Annotated in this window: 23 protein-coding genes; 10 read left to right on the plus strand and 13 right to left on the minus strand. The window is 59.8% G+C overall.

Annotated features, from left to right (window positions below):
• Window positions 1–162: 162 nt before the first annotated feature.
• Window positions 163–492: a DUF1820 family protein gene (locus tag CKW17_RS23650; RefSeq protein WP_003185742.1), complete on the minus strand. Its 330-nt coding sequence runs from the start codon at window positions 490–492 to the stop codon at window positions 163–165.
• Window positions 493–625: 133 nt separating this feature from the next.
• On the opposite strand from CKW17_RS23650, the gene miaB reads away from it, so the two are divergent.
• The 5 genes from miaB (at window position 626) to lnt (ending at window position 6,003) form a co-directional block, all read left to right on the plus strand.
• Window positions 626–1,954 carry a tRNA (N6-isopentenyl adenosine(37)-C2)-methylthiotransferase MiaB gene (gene miaB / locus CKW17_RS23655; RefSeq protein WP_095122051.1) on the plus strand — a complete coding sequence of 443 codons (1,329 nt, stop codon included), beginning with the start codon at window positions 626–628 and terminating at the stop codon, window positions 1,952–1,954.
• 177 nt (window positions 1,955–2,131) lie between these two features.
• On the plus strand, window positions 2,132–3,130 hold the full coding sequence (locus tag CKW17_RS23660; RefSeq protein WP_008081076.1) for a PhoH family protein: 999 nt from the start codon (window positions 2,132–2,134) through the stop codon (window positions 3,128–3,130).
• Window positions 3,123–3,617, plus strand: a complete 495-nt coding sequence (ybeY, locus tag CKW17_RS23665; protein WP_095122053.1) for an rRNA maturation RNase YbeY — start codon at window positions 3,123–3,125, stop codon at window positions 3,615–3,617. The genes CKW17_RS23660 and ybeY overlap by 8 nt, the downstream gene beginning before the upstream one ends.
• 5 nt (window positions 3,618–3,622) lie before the next feature.
• Window positions 3,623–4,462 (plus strand): HlyC/CorC family transporter, encoded by an 840-nt coding sequence (locus CKW17_RS23670; RefSeq protein ID WP_007909641.1) that lies wholly within the window; start codon window positions 3,623–3,625, stop codon window positions 4,460–4,462.
• Window positions 4,463–4,479: 17 nt separating this feature from the next.
• Window positions 4,480–6,003: an apolipoprotein N-acyltransferase gene (lnt, locus tag CKW17_RS23675; RefSeq protein ID WP_095122055.1), complete on the plus strand. Its 1,524-nt coding sequence runs from the start codon at window positions 4,480–4,482 to the stop codon at window positions 6,001–6,003.
• 87 nt (window positions 6,004–6,090) lie between these two features.
• Here the strand turns inward: lnt and CKW17_RS23680 are convergent, their stop codons facing one another.
• The gene (locus tag CKW17_RS23680) at window positions 6,091–6,852 is read right to left on the minus strand and encodes a YdcF family protein (RefSeq protein ID WP_095122057.1); all 762 of its coding nucleotides are present in this window, start codon (window positions 6,850–6,852) and stop codon (window positions 6,091–6,093) included.
• A gap of 104 nt (window positions 6,853–6,956) precedes the next feature.
• Window positions 6,957–7,280: a hypothetical protein gene (locus CKW17_RS23685; RefSeq protein WP_095122059.1), complete on the minus strand. Its 324-nt coding sequence runs from the start codon at window positions 7,278–7,280 to the stop codon at window positions 6,957–6,959.
• 254 nt (window positions 7,281–7,534) lie between these two features.
• Here CKW17_RS23685 and leuS point away from each other — a divergent pair, with 254 nt between their 5' ends.
• The 5 genes from leuS (at window position 7,535) to CKW17_RS23710 (ending at window position 13,635) form a co-directional block, all read left to right on the plus strand.
• Entirely contained in the window at window positions 7,535–10,141 is a 2,607-nt protein-coding gene (gene leuS / locus CKW17_RS23690; RefSeq protein ID WP_095122061.1) for a leucine--tRNA ligase, read from the plus strand.
• A gap of 87 nt (window positions 10,142–10,228) precedes the next feature.
• Window positions 10,229–10,834 carry an LPS assembly lipoprotein LptE gene (gene lptE / locus CKW17_RS23695; RefSeq protein WP_095122063.1) on the plus strand — a complete coding sequence of 202 codons (606 nt, stop codon included), beginning with the start codon at window positions 10,229–10,231 and terminating at the stop codon, window positions 10,832–10,834.
• A 39-nt stretch (window positions 10,835–10,873) separates the two neighbouring features.
• The gene (gene holA, locus CKW17_RS23700) at window positions 10,874–11,911 is read left to right on the plus strand and encodes a DNA polymerase III subunit delta (RefSeq protein WP_095122065.1); all 1,038 of its coding nucleotides are present in this window, start codon (window positions 10,874–10,876) and stop codon (window positions 11,909–11,911) included.
• A 175-nt stretch (window positions 11,912–12,086) separates the two neighbouring features.
• Complete coding sequence (arfA, locus tag CKW17_RS23705; RefSeq protein ID WP_016986126.1) at window positions 12,087–12,251, plus strand: alternative ribosome rescue factor ArfA; 165 nt, start codon at window positions 12,087–12,089, stop codon at window positions 12,249–12,251.
• Between the two features lie 61 nt (window positions 12,252–12,312).
• The gene (locus CKW17_RS23710; protein WP_095122067.1) at window positions 12,313–13,635 is read left to right on the plus strand and encodes a lytic murein transglycosylase; all 1,323 of its coding nucleotides are present in this window, start codon (window positions 12,313–12,315) and stop codon (window positions 13,633–13,635) included.
• Between the two features lie 115 nt (window positions 13,636–13,750).
• On the opposite strand, the gene CKW17_RS23715 is transcribed toward CKW17_RS23710, so the two are convergent.
• The 10 genes from CKW17_RS23715 to rlmH all read right to left on the minus strand — a co-directional run bounded on the left by CKW17_RS23715 (window position 13,751) and on the right by rlmH (window position 23,797).
• Window positions 13,751–14,701, minus strand: a complete 951-nt coding sequence (locus tag CKW17_RS23715; RefSeq protein ID WP_095122070.1) for an LD-carboxypeptidase — start codon at window positions 14,699–14,701, stop codon at window positions 13,751–13,753.
• A 172-nt stretch (window positions 14,702–14,873) separates the two neighbouring features.
• Window positions 14,874–15,872, minus strand: coding sequence for a lipoyl synthase (gene lipA / locus CKW17_RS23720; RefSeq protein WP_161986515.1), 999 nt, complete (start codon window positions 15,870–15,872; stop codon window positions 14,874–14,876).
• Between the two features lie 25 nt (window positions 15,873–15,897).
• A complete protein-coding gene (gene lipB / locus CKW17_RS23725; RefSeq protein ID WP_095122072.1) occupies window positions 15,898–16,545 on the minus strand; it encodes a lipoyl(octanoyl) transferase LipB in 648 nt (215 codons plus the stop codon).
• Window positions 16,545–16,820 carry a DUF493 domain-containing protein gene (locus CKW17_RS23730; RefSeq protein ID WP_095122074.1) on the minus strand — a complete coding sequence of 92 codons (276 nt, stop codon included), beginning with the start codon at window positions 16,818–16,820 and terminating at the stop codon, window positions 16,545–16,547. The genes lipB and CKW17_RS23730 overlap by 1 nt, the downstream gene beginning before the upstream one ends.
• Window positions 16,821–16,905: 85 nt before the next feature.
• Window positions 16,906–18,063 (minus strand): D-alanyl-D-alanine carboxypeptidase family protein, encoded by a 1,158-nt coding sequence (locus CKW17_RS23735; protein WP_016986121.1) that lies wholly within the window; start codon window positions 18,061–18,063, stop codon window positions 16,906–16,908.
• Between the two features lie 187 nt (window positions 18,064–18,250).
• Window positions 18,251–19,261 (minus strand): septal ring lytic transglycosylase RlpA family protein, encoded by a 1,011-nt coding sequence (locus CKW17_RS23740; protein WP_095122076.1) that lies wholly within the window; start codon window positions 19,259–19,261, stop codon window positions 18,251–18,253.
• Window positions 19,261–20,271: a lytic murein transglycosylase B gene (mltB, locus tag CKW17_RS23745; protein ID WP_095122077.1), complete on the minus strand. Its 1,011-nt coding sequence runs from the start codon at window positions 20,269–20,271 to the stop codon at window positions 19,261–19,263. The genes CKW17_RS23740 and mltB overlap by 1 nt, the downstream gene beginning before the upstream one ends.
• Window positions 20,272–20,288: 17 nt before the next feature.
• Window positions 20,289–21,392, minus strand: a complete 1,104-nt coding sequence (rodA, locus tag CKW17_RS23750; protein WP_049802149.1) for a rod shape-determining protein RodA — start codon at window positions 21,390–21,392, stop codon at window positions 20,289–20,291.
• Between the two features lie 31 nt (window positions 21,393–21,423).
• Entirely contained in the window at window positions 21,424–23,319 is a 1,896-nt protein-coding gene (gene mrdA, locus CKW17_RS23755) for a penicillin-binding protein 2 (RefSeq protein WP_095122079.1), read from the minus strand.
• Window positions 23,320–23,329: 10 nt separating this feature from the next.
• The gene (gene rlmH, locus CKW17_RS23760) at window positions 23,330–23,797 is read right to left on the minus strand and encodes a 23S rRNA (pseudouridine(1915)-N(3))-methyltransferase RlmH (protein ID WP_003185785.1); all 468 of its coding nucleotides are present in this window, start codon (window positions 23,795–23,797) and stop codon (window positions 23,330–23,332) included.
• Between the last annotated feature and the right edge of the window lie 5 nt (window positions 23,798–23,802).

Genomic DNA, 23,802 nt, shown 5'->3' on the forward strand with positions numbered 1-23,802 from the left:
TGCGCAAATCGGGTGCTGCTGAACATAGTCGAAAATCGAGTCTGAAAAACCTGATTATTGCTCAGGAAGCAGGCACAGCAAGGGGGAGCAAGCTCCCCCTTCAGTTTTTACCGGACACTAGTGACGCTCTGCGTGGGAACGATCAGCATCCAGAATCTGCTGTTACTTCTCAGGCATCGGCATCGGAAACGGCATCACATTGCCGACCGCGCCACGGGCTTCGCTGATTTTCGGGGTGCCCAGACGCTCCACCTCGTCGATACGCACGATCGAATGCATCGGCACAAAGCTGCGCACCACGCCTTCGAACTGCGCCTTGAGCTTTTCTTCGCTCGGGTCGACGACCACTTGCGTGCGCTCGCCAAAGACGAACTCTTCCACTTCCAGAAAGCCCCACAGATCACTTTGATAGATCTGCTTGGCGTACATTTCGAACACCTGGCCCTGGTTGAGAAAAATCACCTTATAGATTGGAGCTTCGCGTTTGGTCATGGCGGGGGGATAACATCGGGGATAAAAATGAGGGCGCAAACTATAGCATAGCCACCGGACGCGCAGCGGTAGGAACCTGAGGGCTTGTTCCCTATAATGCGCGGTTCTTTGAATCACGTGATGACCCTAATCCATGGCCAAGAAGCTTTACATCGAAACCCACGGTTGCCAGATGAACGAGTACGACAGCTCGCGCATGGTCGATCTGCTGGGTGAACATCAGGCCCTGGAAGTCACCGCTCGCGCGGAAGACGCCGACGTGATTCTGCTCAACACCTGCTCGATCCGCGAGCGCGCCCAGGATCGCGTGTATTCGCAGCTCGGCCGCTGGCGCGAACTGAAACTGGCCAACCCGGAAATGGTCATCGCTGTCGGCGGTTGCGTGGCCAGCCAGGAAGGCGCGGCGATCCGCGATCGCGCGCCGTACGTCGACGTGGTCTTCGGCCCGCAGACCCTGCACCGCCTGCCGGAAATGATCGACGCCGCGCGCATCACCAAATTGCCGCAAGTCGACGTCTCGTTCCCGGAAATCGAAAAATTCGACCACTTGCCCGAGCCGCGCATCGATGGCCCGAGCGCTTACGTATCGGTGATGGAAGGTTGCAGCAAGTACTGCACATTCTGCGTGGTGCCTTACACCCGCGGCGAAGAAGTCAGCCGACCGTTCGATGATGTGATCGCCGAAGTCATCCACCTCGCCGAAAACGGCGTGCGTGAAGTGACGCTGCTCGGGCAGAACGTCAACGGCTATCGCGGTACGACCCACGACGGTCGTCTCGCCGATCTGGCCGAGCTGATCCGCGTTGTCGCCGCCATCGATGGCATCGACCGCATCCGCTACACCACTTCGCATCCACTGGAGTTCTCCGACAGCCTGATCCAGGCCCACGCCGATGTGCCGGAGCTGGTGAAACACCTGCACTTGCCGGTGCAATCGGGTTCCGACCGGATTCTCGCGGCGATGAAGCGCAATCACACCGCGCTGGAGTACAAATCCAAACTGCGCAAACTGCGCGCCGCGGTACCGGGGATCTGCATCAGTTCGGACTTCATCGTCGGTTTCCCTGGCGAGACCGAGAAAGATTTCGAACAGACCATGAAGCTGATTGCCGACGTCGGTTTCGACTTTTCCTACTCGTTCGTTTACAGCCAGCGCCCGGGCACTCCGGCTGCCGATCTGGCCGACGACACCCCGGAAGAGCTGAAGAAGGAGCGCCTGAACGCGCTGCAGCATCGTTTGAATCAGCAAGGCTTCGAGATCAGCCGACAAATGGTCGGTTCGGTCCAGCGGATTCTGGTGACCGATTATTCGAAGAAAGACCCGGGCGAGTTGCAGGGGCGTACCGAGAATAATCGTATCGTCAACTTCCGCTGCGACAATCCAACCCTGATCGGCCAGTTCGCCGACGTGCACATCGATGCGGCGCAACCGCACTCGCTGCGTGGCTCGCTGATCCAATAAATGCAAAAGATCGCAGCCTTCGGCAGCTCCTACATGGATTACATTCCCCTGTAGGAGCTGCCGGAGGCTGCGATCTTGGCGGTCTCGACGCCAAGAATATTTAAGAGCTTTCGCACCCAGGCCTCTGGCGTTATCCTTGATTTCATCTTAATTGCCCCAGGGCGGCTAAATACGACCTTGAACGCACCCATAGAACCACATCGTTTTATCCTCGAGCCTTTTGAGGCTCGCCGCTTCGCCAATCTGTGCGGGCAATTCGACGAGCATTTGCGCTTGATCGAACAGCGCCTGACCATCGAGATCCGCAACCGCGGAAACCAGTTCGAGCTGATCGGCGACCCCAAACACACCACGTCTGCGGAAAATCTGATTCGTCGCCTGTACCGGGAAACCAAAGGTTCAGAGCTGTCGCCAGATACGGTGCACCTGTTCCTGCAGGAATCGGCCGTGGTCGAGCTGGACAACCACGCCCCCGCCGAAGCTTCCGTTGCCCTGCGCACCAAGAAAGGCATGATTCGCCCGCGCGGCTTGAATCAGTTGCGTTACGTCAAGGAAGTCCTCGGCAACGACATCAACTTCGGCATTGGCCCGGCCGGTACCGGCAAGACCTATCTGGCCGTCGCTTGCGCTGTCGATGCCCTGGAGCGCGAGCAGATCCGCCGCATCCTGCTGGTGCGTCCGGCGGTTGAAGCGGGTGAAAAACTCGGCTTCCTGCCCGGCGACCTGTCGCAGAAGATCGACCCATACCTGCGCCCGCTCTACGACGCACTCTACGAGATGCTCGGTTTTGAATACGTGGCCAAGCTGATCGAACGTCAGGTGATCGAAGTTGCGCCACTGGCCTACATGCGCGGTCGCACGCTGAACAACAGCTTCATCATTCTCGACGAGAGTCAGAACACCACCGTCGAGCAGATGAAGATGTTCCTCACGCGGATCGGCTTCGGCTCTACAGCGGTTATCACCGGTGACATCACCCAGGTCGACCTGCCGAAAGGCACCAAGTCGGGCCTGCATCATGTGATCGAAGTGCTCAAAGACGTGCCGGGTATCAGCTTCACCCACTTCCAGCCTAAAGACGTCGTACGCCATCCTTTGGTCCAGCGGATCGTCGAAGCCTACGAGCGCTTCGAAAACCGTGACGAAGCACCCAAGGACACCTCGCGAAATGCTTGAGCTAGACCTGCAAATCGCGACTGACGCGAACGCGCCGAGTGAAGCCGACTTCCGTCTGTGGTGCGAACTGGCCCTGCGCCAACGCACCGCCGACTCGGAAATGACCATTCGTCTGGTCGACGAGGAAGAAGGCCGCGAGCTGAATCACACCTGGCGCCACAAGGATTACGCGACCAACGTCCTGTCATTCCCGGCTGAAGTGCCTGACGAGTTTCTCGACATCCCGCTGCTGGGCGATCTGGTGATCTGCGTGGCGGTGGTTGAGCGCGAAGCTGCCGAACAAGGCAAGGAACTAAAGGCCCACTGGGCACATCTGGTCATTCACGGCTGCTTGCATCTGCTCGGTTACGACCATATAGATGACGAAGAAGCCGAGGAAATGGAAGCACTGGAACGCGAGTTGCTTGCCGAATTGGGCTATCCCGATCCGTACGCGGACGACGAACCCGAAACATCCCCTATCGTTACAACAAAGGATTCAGAGTAATCGCTATGAGCGAAGATCGATCGAGCAACGGGCAGAAGTCATGGCTGGGTAAACTGACCCAGGCTTTTGCCCACGAGCCGAAGAACCGTCAGGAGCTCCTCGAGCTGCTGCGTGATGCACATCAGAACAAACTGCTGGACAGCGAAGCGCTGGCCATCGTCGAAGGCGCCATTCAGGTGGCTGACCTGCAAGTACGCGACATCATGGTGCCGCGCTCGCAGATGATCAGCATCAAGGCGACCCAGACACCGCGTGAATTCCTCCCGGCCGTGGTCGACTCGGCCCACTCGCGCTATCCGGTCATTGGTGAAAGCCATGATGACGTGATGGGCGTGCTGCTGGCCAAGGACCTGCTGCCGTTGATCCTCAAGGAAAACGGCGACAGCTTCAACATCAAGGACCTGCTGCGCCCGGCCACCTTCGTGCCGGAATCCAAGCGTCTGAACGTGTTGCTGCGTGAATTCCGCGCCAACCACAATCACATGGCCATCGTCATCGACGAATACGGCGGTGTGGCCGGTCTGGTGACCATCGAAGACGTGCTGGAACAGATCGTCGGCGACATCGAAGACGAGCACGACGTCGAAGAAGACAGCTACATCAAGCCGCTGCCCAGTGGCGACTTCCTGATCAAGGCCCTGACGCCGATCGAGAACTTCAACGAGTTTTTCGACAGCGAGTTCTCCGACGACGAGTTCGACACCGTCGGCGGTCTGGTGATGAGCGCGTTCGGGCACTTGCCAAAACGCAACGAAATCACTGAAATCGGCGCCTATCGTTTCCGCATCCTGAACGCCGACAGCCGTCGGATTCATTTGCTGCGACTGACCCCTATCGCCCGGTAATACCTCTAAGGATTGAAATGCGCTGGACAACCCGCCCCGGCTGGCCCGGTAACCTGCTGGCCGTGGCGGCCGGTGCAATCACCACCTTCGCTCTGGCACCGTTCAACATCTGGCCGCTGGCTTTGCTGGCGGTCGGACTGTTCTATGCCGGTTTGCGTGAACTGAACTCGCGTCAGGCGCTGGGCCGTGGCTGGTGTTTCGGTTTCGGCCTGTTCGGCGCCGGCACCAGTTGGATCTATTACAGCATTCACCACTTCGGTGGCGCTTCGGTGCTGCTGGCCGGGTTCCTGATGCTGCTGTTTACCGCCGCGATTGCCTGGTTCTTCGCCCTGCCGGCCTGGATTTGGGCGCGCTGGCTGCGCCGCAATGAAGCGCCGCTGGCCGATGCTTTGGCGTTTGCCGCGCTGTGGGTCGCTCAGGAAATGTTTCGCGGCTGGTTTCTCACCGGTTTCCCGTGGCTGTACTCAGGTTACAGCCAACTCGATGGCCCGCTGGCCGGGCTCGCGCCGATCGGCGGCATGTGGCTGGTGTCGTTCACTCTGGCGCTGACCGCGGCGCTGATCTACAACGCTCCCCGGTTGCTGCAGACCGGACGCAAAGGTTTTGCGGTGGCGGGTTTGGTACTGCTGATCGGGCCGTGGGCAGCGGGCATTGCGCTCAAGGGCCACGCTTGGACCAGTCCGTCGGGCGCGCCACTGAGCGTTGCTGCAATTCAGGGCAACGTCGCGCAAAGCATGAAATGGGATCCGGCCGAACTCAACGCGCAGCTGGCCCTGTACCGCGATCTGAGTTTTCGCTCAAAACCAGTGGATCTGCTGATCTGGCCGGAAACCGCCGTGCCAGTATTGAAAGAGTCCGCCGAGGGCTACCTGAGCATGATGGGCAGCTTCGCCGCCGAGCGTAAATCAGCGCTGATCACCGGCGTGCCGATTCGCGAAATGGTCCGTCATGAAAGACGCTTCTTCAACGGTATCACCGTGGTGGGCGAAGGCGACGGTACTTACCTCAAGCAAAAACTGGTGCCATTCGGTGAATACGTGCCACTGCAGGACATCCTGCGTGGTTTGATCGCATTCTTCGACCTGCCGATGTCCGACTTTGCCCGCGGCCCAGCCGATCAGGCGCTGTTGCAGGCCAAGGGTTATCAGGTTGCGCCGTTCATCTGCTATGAAGTGGTGTACCCGGACTTCGCCGCAGGCCTGTCGGCACGCAGCGATCTGTTGCTGACGATCAGCAACGACACCTGGTTCGGCACCTCGATCGGCCCGCTGCAACATTTGCAAATGGCGCAGATGCGAGCGCTGGAAGCGGGCCGCTGGATGATTCGCGCGACCAACAACGGTGTGACCGGGTTGATCAACCCGTTCGGGCAGATCACCGAGCAGATTCCGCAGTTCGAACAGGGCATTCTGTACGGCGAAGTGGTGCCGATGCACAACCTGACGCCGTATCTGCAATGGCGTTCGTGGCCGCTGATCATCCTGTGCGTGTTGTTGTTTGGCTGGGCACTGATGGCCAGCCGGATGTCGAAAACCCTTTAAAGCAAAAGATCGCAGCCCGCGGCAGCTCCTACAGGGAAAACGCAAATCCCAATGTAGGAGCTGCCGCAGGCTGCGATCTTTTGATCTTCAGCGGTAAAACAACGAATACCCCACCTGCCCCACCGCCTCATTCAGCAACTGCCCGCTCTGCCAGATCGACTTGAACTCCGGCAACCAGCCACCAAACGGCCGCGCATTATCAGTGCCCAGAAAGCCAACCGGCGCCGGCACCACTTCAAACCCCGCCTGTTGAAAACTCCACACCGAGCGCGGCATGTGCCAAGCCTGGGTCACCACAACCACGCGCTTGATCCCCTGCGGCAGCAAGATATCGGCGCTGAATTTAGCGTTTTCCCACGTGGTGCGGCTTTCGCCTTCCTGCCAACGCACCGCTACGCCGAAATCGTCGCGCAGTGAATCGGCCATCAGCTTTGCCTCGGTCGGCGGCGTTCCATAATGTAGCCCGCCTGTGGTCAGAATCGGTAACCCCGACGCCTTGGCCAACCGTGCGGCATATCGCTGACGCTCAAGACCCACGCCGGTCGGCTGATCCTCGCCCCACGCCAGATCGCCGCGCTCACGACCGGAGCCCAACACCACAATGGCGTCAGCTCGCTGCGCCAGCGTTGTCCACTCTTCACGGGCCAACGGTGGCTCGCGCTCCAGCGCTTTTGCGCCCCACTGCACGACCACTGGCAAGCTCATCAGCCACAATCCGCCAAAGCCAAGCGCAAAGCACACACCAGCCAGGCGCGGCCGCGAGCGACGCAGCCACCACGCAGCCAGCAACAGCAGCAAAAGAATGCCGGGCGGCAATAAAAGTTGTTTGATGAAATAACGAAAAGGCATCGAGCATCTCCAAAGATGCCCGAAGCCTAAGAGTGTTAATAAAGCGTTACAACCGATAGGTGGGATCCTGTTGAAAAAGATCCGGTTCTTGACCTGCCATGCGCTTACTTGGCCTGCAAAGCCCGTACCTTGACGGTATCTCTGCCGGGCACCTTGTCCTTGAGCCAGATGACCTTGGCCGAATGTGCTGCATCGAGCTGCTTCACTGCCTGCGACAAGCATCCATGCGTTTCACGTTCACTACGATCCAGATAGGCCTTGACCAGTTTGAACTCGGCGGGACTCAAGCCACGCAATTCCAGTTCCAGGGGGCGCTCGTCGCGCAGCCGGTCAGCGGTTTTGGCAGCATCCAGGGCCATGCCCAGACGGTTCATCAACCGCTCGTACAACTCAGGTTTCGTGACGTTTTTCTGCCGTTGCTCCACCATCCCTCACCTCATTGAAGATAAGACTCACTCCCCAGTTAGAGCTTAGCTTCGCTGCACAAACCGGCTGCACGCCGCGACCAACGGCCCTCGTCATGGATTCGCCGTACCAAACAGCTGTAATCAGGGTTTCCCTAGGCCAAGCGCGGTCATGTATGCTACGGCGCTTCCTGTAATTCCACTTCCAGCTCGTCCGGGCCATCCCGAATGCCGCGTTGAAGAGGATTAGGCCACCCCTATCCAGTACAAAAGTAGCCATGCACGAACAATATCAGCCCCGTGAAATCGAAGCCGCCGCCCAGTCGTTCTGGGACGAGCAAAAGTCCTTTGAAGTCAGTGAACAGCCAGGCAAGGAGACTTACTACTGCCTGTCGATGTTCCCTTACCCCAGCGGCAAGCTACACATGGGGCACGTGCGCAACTACACCATCGGCGACGTGATCTCCCGTTATCAGCGCATGCAAGGCAAGAATGTTCTGCAACCGATGGGGTGGGACGCTTTCGGCATGCCGGCGGAAAACGCCGCGATGAAAAACAACGTCGCTCCGGCCAAGTGGACCTACGAAAACATCGCCTACATGAAAACCCAGTTGCGCAGCCTGGGTCTGGCGGTCGACTGGTCGCGCGAAGTCACCACCTGCAAGCCTGATTACTACCGCTGGGAACAATGGCTGTTCACTCGCCTGTTCGAAAAAGGTGTGATCTACCGCAAAAACGGCACCGTGAACTGGGACCCGATCGACCAGACCGTTCTGGCCAACGAACAGGTGATCGACGGTCGCGGCTGGCGTTCCGGCGCGCTGATCGAAAAGCGCGAAATCCCGATGTACTACTTCAAGATCACCGCTTATGCGGATGAGCTGCTGGAGAGCCTCGACGAGCTGACCGGCTGGCCTGAACAGGTCAAGACCATGCAGCGCAACTGGATCGGCAAATCCCGCGGCATGGAAGTACAGTTCCCGTACAACGTCGACTCGATCGGCGAAGCCGGCACTCTGAAAGTCTTCACCACCCGTCCGGACACCCTGATGGGCGCGACCTATGTCGCCGTGGCTGCCGAGCACCCGCTGGCCACCCTGGCCGCAAAGAACAACACCGAGCTGCAAGCGTTCATCGCTGAATGCAAGGGCGGCAGCGTCGCTGAAGCCGACGTCGCCACGCAGGAAAAGAAAGGCCTGCCGACCGGCCTGTTCGTCGAGCACCCGCTGACCGGTGAAAAACTCCCGGTGTGGGTCGCCAACTACGTACTGATGCATTACGGCGATGGCGCTGTGATGGCGGTACCGGCGCACGACGAGCGCGATTTCGAATTCGCCCACAAGTACAACCTGCCGGTCAAATCGGTGGTGCGTACCAGCTCCGGCGATACCAATCCGGCCCCGTGGCAAGACGCCTACGGCGAGCACGGCACGCTGATCAACTCCGGTGAGTTCGACGGTCTCGACTTCGCTGGCGCGTTCGACGCGATGGAAGTGGCCCTGATCAAGAAAGAACTGGGCGCCTCGCGCACCCAGTTCCGCCTGCGCGACTGGGGCATCAGCCGTCAGCGCTACTGGGGCTGCCCGATCCCGATCATCCATTGCGATACTTGCGGTGACGTGCCGGTGCCGGAAGATCAATTGCCTGTCGTCCTGCCGGAAGACGTGGTGCCGGACGGCGCCGGTTCGCCGCTGGCGCGCATGCCTGAGTTCTACGAGTGCGCTTGCCCGAAATGCGGCCAGCCTGCCAAGCGTGAAACCGACACCATGGACACTTTCGTCGAGTCGTCGTGGTATTACGCCCGTTATGCCTCGCCGCACTTTGAAGGTGGCTTGGTCGAGAAATCCGCGGCTGACCACTGGCTGCCGGTGGATCAGTACATCGGCGGTATCGAACACGCGATTCTGCACCTGCTCTACGCGCGCTTCTTCCACAAGCTGATGCGCGACGAAGGCCTGGTGAGCTCCAACGAGCCATTCAAGAACCTGCTGACCCAAGGCATGGTAATCGCCGAGACTTACTACCGTCGCGAAGCCAATGGTGCTTACACCTGGTTCAACCCGGCGGACGTAGAACTTGAGCGTGACAGCAAAGCCAAGGTCATCAGCGCCAAGCTGAAATCCGACGGCCTGCCGGTGGAAATCGGTGGCACCGAGAAGATGGCCAAGTCGAAGAACAACGGCGTTGACCCACAGTCGATGATCGATCAGTTCGGCGCCGATACTTGCCGCCTGTTCATGATGTTTGCCTCGCCGCCAGACATGAGCGCCGAATGGTCGGACTCCGGCGTTGAAGGCTCGCACCGTTTCCTCAAGCGCGTCTGGCGTCTGGCGCAAGCCCATGTTAGCCAGGGTCTGCCGGGCAAACTCGACATCGCCAGCCTGAACGACGAGCAAAAAGCCGTGCGCCGTTCGATCCACGTGGCCATCAAGCAAGCCAGCCACGACGTCGGCCAGAACCACAAATTCAACACCGCCATCGCTCAGGTGATGACGCTGATGAACGTGCTGGAAAAGGCCGCACAAGGCACCGAACAGGATCGCGCACTGGTTCACGAAGGCCTGGAAGCCGTGACCTTGCTGCTCGCGCCAATCACGCCGCACATCAGCCACGAGCTGTGGAATCAACTGGGTCACAGCGATCCGGTGATCGACGCTGGCTGGCCTGTGGTCGACGAATCCGCGCTTGTACAAGACAGCCTGACCCTGGTCATCCAGGTCAACGGCAAACTGCGCGGGCAGATCGAGATGCCGGCGACCGCAACGCGTGAAGAAGTCGAAGCGGCTGCTCGCATCAACGAGAACGTGCTGCGCTTTGTCGACGGCCTGACTATTCGTAAAGTGATCGTTGTGCCGGGGAAACTGGTCAACATCGTCGCCAGCTAATTGGATCGGGCGTCAGGTTCGCCTGGCGCCAAGTAAAACCTTTCGGGCCGTACAGTCGGCCCACGTGGTTTCAAGGGGAGCAACACAATGATCAAACGCAATCTGCTGGTGATGGGCCTCGCCGTCCTTCTGAGCGCCTGTGGTTTCCAGCTGCGCGGTACTGGCACTACCGAACTCACCATCAAGGAACTCGACCTGAGCGCTCGTAACGCCTACGGCGAGACGGTCACTCAACTGCGTCAGCTGCTTGAGTCCAGCGGCGTCAAGGTTTACAGCGGTGCACCGTACAAGCTGTTCCTGGCTGACGAGCAGGAAAACCAGCGCATCCTCAGCTACGCCGGTGCAGGTCGTACGGGCGAGTATCAGGTCACTACCGTCCTGAGCTACGACATCCGTGGCGACAAAAACCTTTCGCTGCTGAGCGACAAGCTTGAAGTGCAGAAAGTGTTTATCCACGACGGTAACAACCTCGTCGGCTCCGACCAGGAAGCCAACGACGCCCGTCGCGATATCCGTCGCGAGCTGGTTCAGCGCATGATGCTGCGCCTGCAACAGCTGACCCCAGGTCAACTGGAGCAACTGCAGCAAGCTGCCAACAACCGCGCCAAGGCTGAAGCTGACGCGCTCGAAGCGGCGCAAAAGGCTGAAGCGGAAACACCGCGCCAGTCGCCGCTCGAAATCCCGCAGCAGTAAGACGTTCGGGGCGCTCACGCGCCCCGTTCGACCTTTCTTATGAAGCTCGCTCCCGCCCAACTCGGCAAACATCTGCAAGGCGCCCTTGCGCCGGTCTACATCATCAGTGGCGATGACCCGCTGCTGTGCCAGGAAGCCGCCGACGCCATCCGCAGCGCTGCGCGTCAGCAAGGTTTCGACGAGCGCCAGGTGTTCGCTGCCGATGCCAGTTTCGATTGGGGTACGTTGTTGCAGGCCGGCGCCAGCATGTCGCTGTTCGCACAAAAACGCCTTTTGGAACTGCGCCTGCCTTCGGGCAAACCGGGTGACAAAGGTGCCGCGGCGCTTATCGAATACTGCTCGCGTCCCGCTGAAGACACGGTGCTGCTGGTCAGCCTGCCCAAGCTCGATGGCAGTGCGCAGAAGACCAAGTGGGGCAAGGCCCTGGTTGAAGGCCAGCAAACCCAGTTCATCCAGATCTGGCCGGTCGATGCCAATCAACTGCCGAGCTGGATTCGTCAGCGTCTGTCGCAGGCCGGGTTATCGGCCAGCCAGGACGCCGTCGAATTGATTGCCGCACGCGTCGAGGGCAACCTGCTCGCCGCCGCGCAGGAAATCGAAAAGCTCAAGCTGATGGCTGAAGGTGGGCAGATCACCGTCGAAACCGTGCAGGCTGCAGTGGCCGATAGTGCACGGTTCGACGTGTTCGGCCTGACCGATGCCGTGCTCAACGGCGAACCGGCTCACGCCTTGCGCATGCTCGAAGGGCTGCGCGGCGAAGGTGTCGAACCGCCGGTGATTCTCTGGGCACTGGCGCGAGAGCTGCGGTTGCTGGCCAACATCTCGTTGCAATACAGCCAGGGCACGCCGTTGGACAAGTGTTTCAGCCAGGCAAAACCGCCAGTCTGGGACAAGCGCAAACCACTGATGAGCAAAGCCCTGCAACGCTACTCGGCGCAACGCTGGGCGCAGTTGTTGCTCGAAGCACAGCGGATCGATGCGCAAATCAAGGGCCAAGCCGCCGGTTCGCCGTGGATGAGCCTGAGTCGTCTGGCTCTATTGATGGCTGGCCAGCGTCTTTCACTGCCTGCCGAATAAGATCAAAAGATCGCAGCCTTCGGCAGCTCCTACACCAATCCCTGTAGGAGCTGCGGCACGCTGCGATCTTTTGATCTTGTTTCCTACAATGCACGCCTGCATTTGCACTATAGACAGATGCCCGACATCGGCAGATTATTTGCCGCGCAAAACCCACTCACTCGAGAGAACCCTCATGAGCAAAAAGCCATCGAAACATGGCCCGAACAAGGCCAAATCCATCGTCGCCCAGCCCCTGTTCCGCAGTCGCCAGGAACGACCAACCAAGGGTAAAGGCAGCTACCGCCGCGAAGCCTTCCAGTCTGACAGCTGGGAGGCTTCTTACTTTCTGGCTGCTTGAAGCGCAGTACCCCCCGGTCATGTTAAGGTCTGCACCTGATTCGTATCCCCTGGACCTGTGCATGCCCTTTAGTCTTTCCCATCGTTGGCCTGTCCGCCAATTGATCGCTGCCTCCAGTTTCATTCTGCTTGTCGCTTGTGCGGAAAAACCGACCGCCGCCGATGCGCAACCCCTTCAAGCCGCCCCTGTTGCCACGGCCCCAGCGATCATCCCGCCGGTAGTGCCGTCCGCCGACCCTCTCGATCTGCAGCCGACCCAGACCTTTGCCGAATGGCAGGCGGGCTTTCGCAAAGATGCGTTGGCTGCCGGGATTCGCGCGGAGTTGTTTGACCGGGCGTTTGCCAATGTCAGCTTCGACGCCAGCGTGATTCGTGCCGACCGCAGTCAGCCGGAATTCTCCCGCCCGGTGTGGGAATACCTCGACGGCGCGCTGTCGCCGCTGCGCGTGCGCAAGGGCCAGGCGCTGATCAGCCAGTACGCCGATATTCTACAAAGCATCGAGCAGCGTTATGGCGTCGACCGTCAGGCGCTGGTGTCGGTGTGGGGCATGGAAAGCAACTTTGGCCAGTTCCAGGGCAGCAAGTCGGTGATCAACTCGCTGGCTACCCTCGCTTACGAAGGGCGCCGTCCGGGCTTTGCTCATGCGCAATTGATCGCTGCTTTGCAGATCCTGCAGCAGGGCGATATCACTCCGGAGAAAATGCTTGGCTCGTGGGCCGGCGCCATGGGCCAGACCCAATTCATTCCGACCACCTACAACACTCACGCCGTGGACTTCGACGGTGACGGTCGCCGCGATATCTGGGGCAGCCCTGCCGATGCACTGGCCTCGACCGCGCATTACCTGCAAAGCTCCGGCTGGCAACGTGGTCAACCGTGGGGTTTTGAAGTGCAGCTGCCGAGCAGCTTCAACTACACCCTGGCTGATGGCGCGATTCGCAAGAGTGTCGCCGAATGGCGTCAGTTGGGCGTGACTCTGCCGAATGGCGGTCAGGTGCCAGCAGGCTCTGAACAGCTGTCTGCCGCCCTGCTGCTGCCGGCTGGTTATCGTGGGCCGGCGTTCCTGATCCTCGATAATTTCCGCGCGATCCTCAAGTACAACAACTCGTCGTCGTATGCATTGGCGGTGAGCCTGTTGTCCGAGCGTTTCAACGGTGGTGGCTTGATCAACGGCAGTTGGCCGAAAGATGATCTGCCGCTGAGCCGTACCGAGCGTATGGAATTGCAGACCCTGCTGAGTGCGCGCAATTACGATGCCGGCACCGCGGACGGGATTATCGGCGCCAATACGCGCAAAGCGATTCGCAGTGCACAGCAGGCGCTTGGCTGGCCGGCGGATGGTTATCCGACGCACAAGTTGCTGGAAAGCCTGCGTACCCAATAGAACGAATGCCGTATGGCTGATATCGCTTTCGCGATCAGGCTCGCTCCCACATTGAAATGCATTCCAAATGTGGGAGCGAGCCTGCTCGCGAAGACTGACTGTCAGGCAATAGCCTTTAAGCCTTGATCACCACATCCTGCTCCAGCATCAATTCCTTCTTCCCGGCATCGAGCCGCACCAACGCGCCCATCGGCAATGTCAGGTTCGGATCACAATGCCCGCTACGCCACCCCGAAAGCACCGGGATCCGCAACGGTTCAAAGGTCTGCTTGAGCAAGCGGTTCAATGCATCAACATCGACACCGGCAATATCCCCGACCAACACCCCACGTAACTTCGCCAACTTGCCGGCCAGACGCATCTGCGTCAGCAAGCGATCAATGCGATACAGCGGCTCGTTGATGTCTTCGATGAGCAGAATCACACCCTCGACATCGATTTCGTAAGGCGTACCCAACGTCGAAGCGATCATCGACAGATTACCGCCGAGCAAGCGCCCATGCGCGACACCTGGCTCTACCGTGATCAACGGATAAGCCACCGGATGGCTCAGCACACTCCCCGCCTTCAATTGCCCGCGCAGCATGGCGAAGAACGAAGTCACCGTCGGCGGCTCCTTGTCACCCAGCAGGTCAGCATTGAGCAGCGGCCCGTGAAAGGTCACGAATCCGGCATAACGACTGATGGCCAGGTGCAGCGCGGTGATATCGCTGTAGCCGACGAAAGGCTTGGCGTGGCGGCTCAGCAAATCGTAGTCGATACGGTCGAGCAAGCGCGGCGTACCGTAGCCGCCACGCAGGCAAATGATCGCGTCGACTTCGGAGTCAGCGAACGCCGCGTGCAGATCGCGCAGGCGCACATCGTCACTGCCGGCCAGATAGCCGTCCTTCTCGTAGACGCCGGGAAACACCTTCAAACCATAGCCGCGGGCGCGCATCCATTGCAGCGCCTTATCGGTGTCCAAAGCACCGGGGCCGGCAGGTGCAATGACGCCGATCAGTCCTTCTGAGGGCAACGCGGGCACGGCTTTGTGCGGGCAAAGTGTGTGGGTCGGTCGAACGGTCATCCTTGGATCTCCCTGTGAGTCATGCACACACAGTAGTCAGGAACGGGGGCAAACAGAAGAGGTTCGGCCACGCCGCAGGTTGCAGGAAAAATCAGCATCTTATGTAAGACGGGCAAAAAAATGCCCGCCGGGCGTTAAAACCTCGGCGGGCATTTTTTCATTCAGCGCCGGATCAGGAACCCAGCAGCTCAGCCTTGACCAGCTTCGCTTGCTCATCGGCGTGATACGAAGAACGCACCAGCGGGCCCGAGGCAACATTTTTGAAGCCCATCTTGTAACCTTCCTCGGCGAACCAGGCGAAGGTGTCCGGGTGCACAAAGCGCTGCACCGGCAAGTGACTGCGCGACGGTTGCAGATACTGGCCAAGGGTCAGCATGTCGATGTCATGTTCGCGCATGCGCTTCATCACTTCGATGACTTCTTCATCGGTCTCACCCAGACCCAGCATCAGGCCGGATTTGGTCGGAATGTGCGGCATCATCTGCTTGAAGCGTTGCAACAGGGTCAGCGACCACTGGTAATCCGAACCCGGACGCGCAGCCTTGTACAGGCGCGGCACGGTTTCCAGGTTGTGGTTGAACACATCCGGCGGCTCGGCGGCGGTGATTTCCAGCGCAACGTCCATGCGGCCACGGTAGTCCGGAACCAGGGTTTCCAGCTGCACATTCGGCGACAGTTTGCGGATTTCGCGGATGCAATCGGCAAAGTGCTGGGCACCGCCGTCACGCAGGTCGTCGCGATCGACCGAGGTGATCACCACGTACTTGAGCTTGAGGTCGGCGATGGCGATGGCCAGGCTTTCCGGCTCGTTGACGTCCAGTGGCTTCGGACGACCGTGGCCAACGTCGCAGAACGGGCAGCGACGGGTGCAGATGTCGCCCATGATCATGAAGGTCGCGGTGCCGCCGGAGAAGCATTCGCCGAGGTTCGGGCAGGAGGCTTCTTCGCAGACGCTGTGCAGTTTGTGTTTGCGCAGCAGGCTCTTGATGCGGTCGACTTCCGGCGAAACCGGGATGCGCACACGAATCCAGTCAGGTTTCTTCGGCAGCTCGGTGGTCGGAATGATCTTTACCGGGATGCGTGCAACCTTCTCGGCACCGCGCAGCTTGACGCCGGCTTCTACCTTGGGACGCGGGGCCGGGCGCTCGGTCACGTCGAGCGTCGGGATCATGGTTTGCACTGCATCAGTAGTCATATCAGTCGATTCCGCCCGTCAGGGTCGTCTGCTCAGCATAGTCGAGGTGTTTGACGAGCTGCGCGCGCAGCCGGGCACTTACCTCGGCAAATTCAATCGATCCTGCGTGCTCGCTCAGCTGGGTCATCGCCAGCCCGGCATAGCCGCAGGGATTAATCCGTCGAAACGGTTCCAGGTTCATATCCACGTTCAGGGCCAGGCCATGAAAGGAACAACCGTGGCGAATCCGCAAACCCAGAGAAGCGATTTTCGCTCCATCGACGTACACGCCGGGAGCGTCTGGCTTGGCTGCCGCGGTCACGCCGTAGCTGGCCAGCAGTTCGATCAGGCAAAGCTCCATGCGGCTGACCAGATCACGCACGCCGAAACCCAGCTTGCGCACATCCAGTAACAGGTAAGCCACCAATTGGCCGGGGCCATGATAAGTCACCTGGCCGCCACGATCGACCTGCACCACCGGGATGTCTCCCGGCAGCAGCAAGTGTTCGGCCTTGCCAGCCTGGCCCTGAGTGAACACCGGCGGGTGTTCGACGAGCCAGATTTCGTCGGCGGCATCGCTGCCGCGTTCGTTGGTAAAGCGTTGCATGGCATGCCAGACCGGCTCGTAAGCCAACTGGCCAAGTTCGCGAAAGCCCAGCGTGCCCGGCATCACAACACCATGTGTACGAAACCGGTCGCCCGCAGTTCGCTGTTGATGTTGTACAGCTGATCCTGATCGGTCGCGACGATGTGCAACTGAATCGTGGTGTATTTGCCGTTGCTGCTCGAACGTTCGTCGACACGCTCATCGTTGATCTCCGCGAATTTCTTCACGATCTCGATGATCTTGTCTTTGTGACCTACACCCGTATCGCTGATCACCTTAATCGGATAATCAGTCTGGGGAAATTCGATCTTTGGCGCCTTTACTTCGGTATCGGTCATGGCGTAACGGCCTCTTGAGCGCAAGCCGTGATAACGCGCATGGCCCCGCACCGGATCGGGGCGGGGCCATGCAGGTCAACACAAATCAGTTGAACAAGCCGTAGAAGAATAGACGGATGCTATCCCACATGCGGCGGAAGATACCACCCTCCTCGACGCCATCCAGAGCGATCAGGTCAGCGCTGTGCACGACCTTGTCTTCCAGTTTGACTTCGACTTTACCGATCACGTCGCCCTTGGCGATTGGCGCGGTCAGTTGCGGGTTCATGGTCATGCTGGCAGCGAGCTTCTTCAGCTGGCCTTTTGGCAGGGTCATGGTCAGGTCTTCAGCCAGGCCGGCCTTGACTTGATTGGTGGTGCCTTTCCACACCGGGGCCTGAGCCAGTTCGGTGCCCTTCTGATAGAAGGTCTGGGTTTCGAAGAAGCGGAAACCGTAGGTCAGCAGCTTCTGGGTTTCAGCGGCGCGAGCCACTTCGCTGTTGGTGCCGAACACCACGGCGATCAGGCGCTGGCCATCACGTACAGCCGAGGACACCATGCAGTAGCCGGCTTCATCGGTGTGACCGGTTTTCAGACCGTCAACGGTCTTGTCACGCCACAGCAGCAGGTTGCGGTTAGGTTGCTTGATGCCGTTCCAGAAGAACTCTTTCTGCGAGTAGATCGCGTAGTGAGCCGGGTCTTCGTGGATGATCGCGCGCGCCAGAATCGCCATGTCGTGGGCCGACGAGTAGTGCTCAGGATTTGGCAGACCGGTCGGGTTCATGAAGTGGGTATTGGTCATGCCCAGATCGGTGACGGTCTTGTTCATCAGATCGGCGAACGCATCTTCGCTGCCGGCGATGTGCTCGGACAGCGCCACACTGGCGTCGTTGCCGGACTGGATGATGATGCCGTGCAGCAGGTCGCTGACAGTCACCTGCGAGCCGACTTTGATGAACATCCGCGAACCGCCAGTGCGCCAGGCGTTCTCGCTGACGGTCACCGGATCGTTTTCACCGATCTGGCCACGACGGATTTCCAGGGTCGCGATGTACGCGGTCATCAGCTTGGTCAGGCTGGCCGGTGGCAAACGCTGGTCACCGTTGTTTTCTACCAGCACGTTGCCGCTGGCGGCATCCATGAGTACGTAGGCTTTAGCGGCCAGTTGCGGTGGCGACGGCATCATCTCGGCCGCGAAGGCGGCTGGCGAGAGGAGCAGCGGGACTAGCAGACACAGGCGTTTGGCAAAGGTGGTGATGTTCATCCGTCTCTCGAAATCGCTAATGGAAACTGTCCTTGCGGACAAAATTTAATCAGATGACTTTCTAACGAGCCATCGCGTGTTCAGTTGCTCACTCCAGTCACCCTTGCCGGGCTTTTGTTCTTCGACGAGCCAACAACCTGGTTCACCCCCCGATACCGCAAGTGAACCGTCAATCAAGTTCTACGTATTACTCGGTGACCACGCTTGGCGAACCAAGGTTGGCCAGGCGCACGCTGTTCTGCACCTGGGCGATTTCACCCGGCGAGCCGATCGGCCCCAGGCGTACCCGATGCAGAGTCTGCTGATTGCGCACGATCGAGCTGATGAACACCGGAGCGCTCACCATCCCGCTGAGCTTCGACCTCAGCAGTTCTGCAGCGTCCGGGTTGGCGAACGCGCCCACCTGCAGATACTGGCCAGACGCTGTTGCAGAAGCGTTTTTTTTTGCGCTCATCGGCACCGGGACGGTGTCAGAGGCATGTTGCTGCGGCGGCGGCGTCCATTGTTCGACGGTGCCGGCCGATGCCGTGATCACCGGAGCGCTGTTCTGCGCGACCTGCGGCTCGTTGAGCATCAGCGGTGCCGGACGGCCCTTGGCAGCCCAATACTGCTGCGGATCGATGCCTTCAACCTTGACCCGCGCGGTGCCGGTTTCGGCGTAACCGAGTTTTTTCGCCGCCGCGTAGGACAAATCGATAATGCGGTCAGAGTAGAACGGCCCACGGTCATTGACCCGCAGGATCACCGTCCGGTTGTTGTCCAGGTTGGTCACCCGAACGTAACTTGGCAGTGGCAAGGTTTTGTGCGCGGCACTCATGCCGTACAGGTCGTAGACCTCGCCATTGGCGGTGTTCTGACCGTGAAACTTGGTGCCGTACCAGGACGCCGTACCCGAAGCGACGTAGGTCTTGGACTCTTGCAACGGGAAGTAGGTCTTGCCCAGCACGGTATACGGGTTGGCCTTGTAGGGCCCGGTGTGCAGGGTCGGGGTGGCATCGGGGATGCGCGACACGTCGACGTCCCACCACGGCGCGCCATCTTTGTGTGCGCGGTTGATGTCCAGGCCCGGCTGCGCACGCACAGCGGTCGAAGAGGTTTTCTGAGTCGGCGCACGGCTGGTCGTACAACTGGCGACCAACACCGCCAACGCAGCGAAAGCCACCAGCTTCAGGGGTTTATTGTTAGGCAATGCCCGCATTACTTGACGCCCCGTGCTTGTACCAGCTGTTCAGACAGTTGATGTACGGCCATGGCGTACATCACGCTGCGGTTATAACGCGTGATCGCGTAAAAATTCTTCAGGCCCATCCAGTATTCGGGGCCGTTGTCGCCTTCGAGGCGAAATGCAGTAACCGGCATATCATCGCGCAGCGCATCATGACTTGACCAGCCCAGCGCTCGCAACTCTGCGACGGTCTTTGTCGGTTCGATGCCGGTGGTCAGGCCTTCATCGACCTGCTCGCCACGCACATCGGCGCGGCTGACCACAGGTTCGCCGGCCACCCAGCCGTGACGTTTGAAGTAACTGGCGACGCTGCCGATCGCATCATCCGGGTTGTTCCAGATATTGATGTGGCCGTCACCGTCGAAATCCACCGCGTAAGCGCGGAAGCTGCTCGGCATGAACTGCGGCAAGCCCATGGCCCCGGCGTACGAGCCTTTCAGGGTCAGTGGGTCGACCTGTTCTTCACGCGCCAGCAGAAGGAACTCACGCAGTTCCTTGCGGAAAAATTCGGCACGGGGAGGATAGTCGAAACCGAGCGTGGACAATGCATCGATCACCCGGAAATTACCGGTATTACGTCCGAAAAAGGTTTCAACGCCGATAATCGACACGATGACTTGTGCCGGTACCCCGTATTCCTGCTCGGCACGGGCCAGGGTCGCCTCGTGTTGACGCCAGAAGTCCACACCACGAGCAATGCGCGCGTCAGTGATGAACATCGGACGGTATTCTTTCCACTGCTTGACCCGTTCGGCGGGCTTGGAAATGGCGTCAAGAATCGACTGCTTGCGCTCTGCCTCGCGGAACACCCCCATCAGTTGTTCACCGGCGAAACCATAGTCGCGGGTCATTTCACCGACGAACTCGGCCACCTGCGGCGAGCCTTCGTATTCGCCGGCCAGCGCTTCCTGCACACTGCCCAGGAGGCCCATCAGGCCAACCAGCGGCGCGCATCGAGTCGCCCAGCCACGCATTACTTGCATTGAACTCTTCACCTTATTCAAACCTGCGCGATCCACTTGCGATGGGTATGGATCGACATCAAAACCCCAAACGCTGACAGCAGTGTCACCAGCGAAGTTCCTCCGTAGCTAATGAACGGCAACGGCACCCCTACGACCGGCAACAGGCCACTGACCATACCGATGTTGACGAAAACGTAAACAAAAAACGTCATGGTCAACGCCCCGGCGAGCAATTTGCCGAATAGCGTTTGTGCCTGCGCGGTGATCACCAGCCCTCGGCCGATCAACAGCAGGTAGATCAGCAACAGCGCGCAAATGCCCACCAGCCCGAACTCTTCGCCGAGTACGGCAATGATGAAGTCGGTGTGGCTTTCCGGCAGAAAGTCCAGGTGCGACTGAGTACCGAGCAGCCAGCCCTTGCCGAAGACGCCGCCGGAACCGATCGCGGCTTTCGACTGAATGATGTTCCAGCCGGTGCCCAGCGGATCGCTTTCCGGGTCGAGGAAGGTCAGGATTCGCTGCTTCTGGTAGTCGTGCATGATGAAAAACCACATCGCCACCGACACCGGAATCGCCGCCGCCAGTACGCTGAGAATCCAGCGCCAGCGCAGCCCGCCCATGAACAGCACAAACGCGCCGCCCGCCAGAATCAGCAGCGAAGTACCGAGGTCAGGCTGGCGCACAATCAGCGCGAACGGCACGCCGATCAGCATCAGGCTGATGCCGACATGCTTGAGTTGTGGCGGTAACGTGCGCTTGGACAGGTACCAGGCGATGGTCGCCGGCATCAGGATCTTCATGAATTCCGAGGGCTGGAAGCGGATCACCCCGGGGATGTTGATCCAGCGGGTGGCGCCCATCGCGTTGTGGCCCATGATGTCCACCACCAACAGCAGCACCACGCCAATCACATAACCAAGCGGCACCCAACGCGCCATGAAACGCGGCTCGAACTGGGCGATGATGATCATCGATACCAGACCGATACCGAATGAAGTGGCCTGTTTAGCCAACAGATCCCAGCTTTTGCCACTGGCCGAATACAGCACGAACAGGCTGCCGGCGGCGAGGATCAGCAGCAGGATCAACAACGGGCCATCGATATGCAGTCTTTGCAGCAACGTCGCGCGGCGACGCATCACATCCTCACTGGAGAGCATGCGATCAAAGTTATTCATCACGGGCCGTAGCCTCCGCACTGATTGGGCTGGCGTATTCGGCCTTCAAACGTCCGTCCTGATCGAGCAGCCAGGCGTCCATGACCTGACGCACCACCGGCGCGGCAACGCCGGAGCCGGACTCACCGTTCTCGACCATCACCGACACGACGATTTTCGGGTCATCGGCCGGGGCGAAACCGACGAACAAGGCGTGGTCGCGGTGGCGTTCCTGAACCTTGGAGCGGTCGTATTTCTCACCCTGCTTGATCGCCACGACCTGCGCCGTACCCGATTTGCCGGCGATGCGGTATTGCGCGCCGATGGCCGCTTTGCGCGCGGTACCACGAGCGCCGTGCATTACCTGCTGCATGCCGTGGTTGACCTTGGTCCAGTCCGACGGATCACGCAGGATAATGTCCGGCATCGGATTTTCATCCACCGGTTTCACCCCTTCGAGGGATCTGGCCAGATGCGGACGGTTCCAGATGCCTTTGTTGGCGACCAGCGCCGTGGCCTGGGCCAGTTGCAGCGGAGTTGACTGCATATAGCCCTGGCCAATCCCGAGGATCAGGGTTTCGCCCGGGAACCACGCCTGTTTGCGCGTCGCCCGCTTCCACTCGCGGGATGGCATCAGGCCGGGGGATTCTTCGAACATGTCCAGCGAGACCTTCTGGCCGATGCCGAACTTGTTCATGTAGGCCGACAACCGATCAATGCCGAGCTTGTGGGCCAGGTCATAGAAGTAGGTGTCGTTGGACCGCATGATCGCCGTGTCGAGGTCGACGAAGCCGTCACCGGTGCGGTTCCAGTTACGGTATTTGTGATCGTAGTTGGGCAGCATGTAGTAGCCCGGGTCGAACACTCGACTGGACGCCGTCACTACGCCGGAATCGAGGCCGGCAATTGCTACCGCCGGTTTGATCGTCGAGCCCGGCGGGTACAGACCGCGCAATACGCGGTTGAACAATGGCCGGTCGATGGAATCACGCAACTCGGCATACGCCTTGAAGCTGATGCCGGTGACGAACAGGTTCGGATCGAAGCTCGGCTGGCTGACCATTGCCAGAACTTCGCCGGTCTTCGGATCGAGCGCCACAACCGCACCACGACGTCCACCCAACGCAGCCTCGGCCGCTTCCTGCAACTTGATGTCCAGGCTCAGCACAATGTCCTTGCCGGGAATCGGATCGGTGCGTTTGAGCACTCGCAGCACGCGGCCACGGGCGTTGGTCTCGACTTCTTCGTAACCGACCTGACCATGCAATTCCGGCTCGTAGAAACGCTCGATGCCGGTTTTGCCGATGTGATGGGTGCCGCTGTAGTTGACCGGGTCGAGGGTCTTCAGCTCTTTCTCGTTGATCCGCCCCATGTACCCGACCGAATGCGCAAAATGCGCGCCCTGCGGGTAGTGACGAACCAGTTGTGCAACCACCTCCACGCCGGGCAGGCGGAACTGGTTCACCGCGATCCGGGCGATCTGCTCTTCGCTCAGCTCGAACAGAATCGGCACCGGCTCGAACGGCCGGCGCCCCTGACGCATGCGCTTCTCGAAGATCACCCGGTCCTCGGGCGTCAGCTCCAGCACTTCGACGATCACGTCGAGCACTTGCTGCCAGTCGCCGGAGCGCTCGCGGGTCATGCTCAAACTGAAACTTGGACGATTGTCCGCCACCACCACGCCATTGCGGTCGAAAATCAGCCCGCGGGTCGGTGGAATCGGCTGCACATGGACGCGGTTGTTTTCCGACAGCGTCGAGTGGTACTCGTACTGGATCACCTGCAAGTAATACAGCCGCGCAATCAGCACGCCGATCAACAGCATGATCGCAATGGCCCCGAACACGACGCGGCTACGCACCAGGCGTGCGTCCTTTTCGTGGTCCTTGATGCGGATCGGCTGAGACATGAGGGCTGGATTACTTGTGGTAAGGGTGACCGGACAACACGGTCCAGGCACGATACAACTGTTCGCCGATCAGGATCCGCACCAACGGGTGCGGCAACGTCAGCGGCGACAACGACCAGCGCTGATCGGCACGGGCGCAGACTTCCGGCGCCAGCCCTTCCGGGCCACCGACCATGAAATTGACCGTGCGCGAATCCAGCCGCCAACGGTCGAGTTCGACCGCCAGCTGCTCGGTGCTCCAGGGTTTGCCGTGGACTTCCAGCGTGACGATCCGCTCGTTCGGCCCGACCTTGGCCAGCATGGCTTCGCCTTCCTGGCGGATGAATCGGGCCACGTCGGCATTCTTGCCACGGGTATTGAGCGGTATTTCCACCAGTTCCAGCGCCAGCTCGGACGGAAGACGCTTGGCATATTCATGCCAGCCTTCTTCCACCCACTTGGGCATGCGTGAACCGACGGCGATCAGGCGCAGTCGCACAGCAA

The organism is Pseudomonas sp. Irchel s3f10 (genome assembly GCF_900187515.1).
GTDB classification, from domain to species: Bacteria; Pseudomonadota; Gammaproteobacteria; order Pseudomonadales; family Pseudomonadaceae; genus Aquipseudomonas; species Aquipseudomonas tensinigenes.

Coding starts and splice junctions, on each gene's coding strand:
- miaB (WP_095122051.1), top strand. CDS start 626: ATGGCCAAGAAGCTTTACATCGAAACCCACGGTTGCCAGATGAACGAG.
- CKW17_RS23685 (WP_095122059.1), bottom strand. CDS start 7,280: ATGGTGGAGCAACGGCAGAAAAACGTCACGAAACCTGAGTTGTACGAG.
- CKW17_RS23740 (WP_095122076.1), bottom strand. CDS start 19,261: ATGCGGGCATTGCCTAACAATAAACCCCTGAAGCTGGTGGCTTTCGCT.
- lipB (WP_095122072.1), bottom strand. CDS start 16,545: ATGCCGGGCACGCTGGGCTTTCGCGAACTTGGCCAGTTGGCTTACGAG.
- CKW17_RS23670 (WP_007909641.1), top strand. CDS start 3,623: ATGAGCGAAGATCGATCGAGCAACGGGCAGAAGTCATGGCTGGGTAAA.
- CKW17_RS23710 (WP_095122067.1), top strand. CDS start 12,313: ATGCCCTTTAGTCTTTCCCATCGTTGGCCTGTCCGCCAATTGATCGCT.
- mltB (WP_095122077.1), bottom strand. CDS start 20,271: ATGCAAGTAATGCGTGGCTGGGCGACTCGATGCGCGCCGCTGGTTGGC.
- mrdA (WP_095122079.1), bottom strand. CDS start 23,319: ATGTCTCAGCCGATCCGCATCAAGGACCACGAAAAGGACGCACGCCTG.
- arfA (WP_016986126.1), top strand. CDS start 12,087: ATGAGCAAAAAGCCATCGAAACATGGCCCGAACAAGGCCAAATCCATC.
- ybeY (WP_095122053.1), top strand. CDS start 3,123: ATGCTTGAGCTAGACCTGCAAATCGCGACTGACGCGAACGCGCCGAGT.
- CKW17_RS23680 (WP_095122057.1), bottom strand. CDS start 6,852: ATGCCTTTTCGTTATTTCATCAAACAACTTTTATTGCCGCCCGGCATT.
- rodA (WP_049802149.1), bottom strand. CDS start 21,392: ATGCGTCGCCGCGCGACGTTGCTGCAAAGACTGCATATCGATGGCCCG.
- CKW17_RS23650 (WP_003185742.1), bottom strand. CDS start 492: ATGACCAAACGCGAAGCTCCAATCTATAAGGTGATTTTTCTCAACCAG.
- lnt (WP_095122055.1), top strand. CDS start 4,480: ATGCGCTGGACAACCCGCCCCGGCTGGCCCGGTAACCTGCTGGCCGTG.
- lptE (WP_095122063.1), top strand. CDS start 10,229: ATGATCAAACGCAATCTGCTGGTGATGGGCCTCGCCGTCCTTCTGAGC.
- CKW17_RS23730 (WP_095122074.1), bottom strand. CDS start 16,820: ATGACCGATACCGAAGTAAAGGCGCCAAAGATCGAATTTCCCCAGACT.
- lipA (WP_161986515.1), bottom strand. CDS start 15,872: ATGATCCCGACGCTCGACGTGACCGAGCGCCCGGCCCCGCGTCCCAAG.
- leuS (WP_095122061.1), top strand. CDS start 7,535: ATGCACGAACAATATCAGCCCCGTGAAATCGAAGCCGCCGCCCAGTCG.
- CKW17_RS23715 (WP_095122070.1), bottom strand. CDS start 14,701: ATGACCGTTCGACCGACCCACACACTTTGCCCGCACAAAGCCGTGCCC.
- CKW17_RS23735 (WP_016986121.1), bottom strand. CDS start 18,063: ATGAACATCACCACCTTTGCCAAACGCCTGTGTCTGCTAGTCCCGCTG.
- holA (WP_095122065.1), top strand. CDS start 10,874: ATGAAGCTCGCTCCCGCCCAACTCGGCAAACATCTGCAAGGCGCCCTT.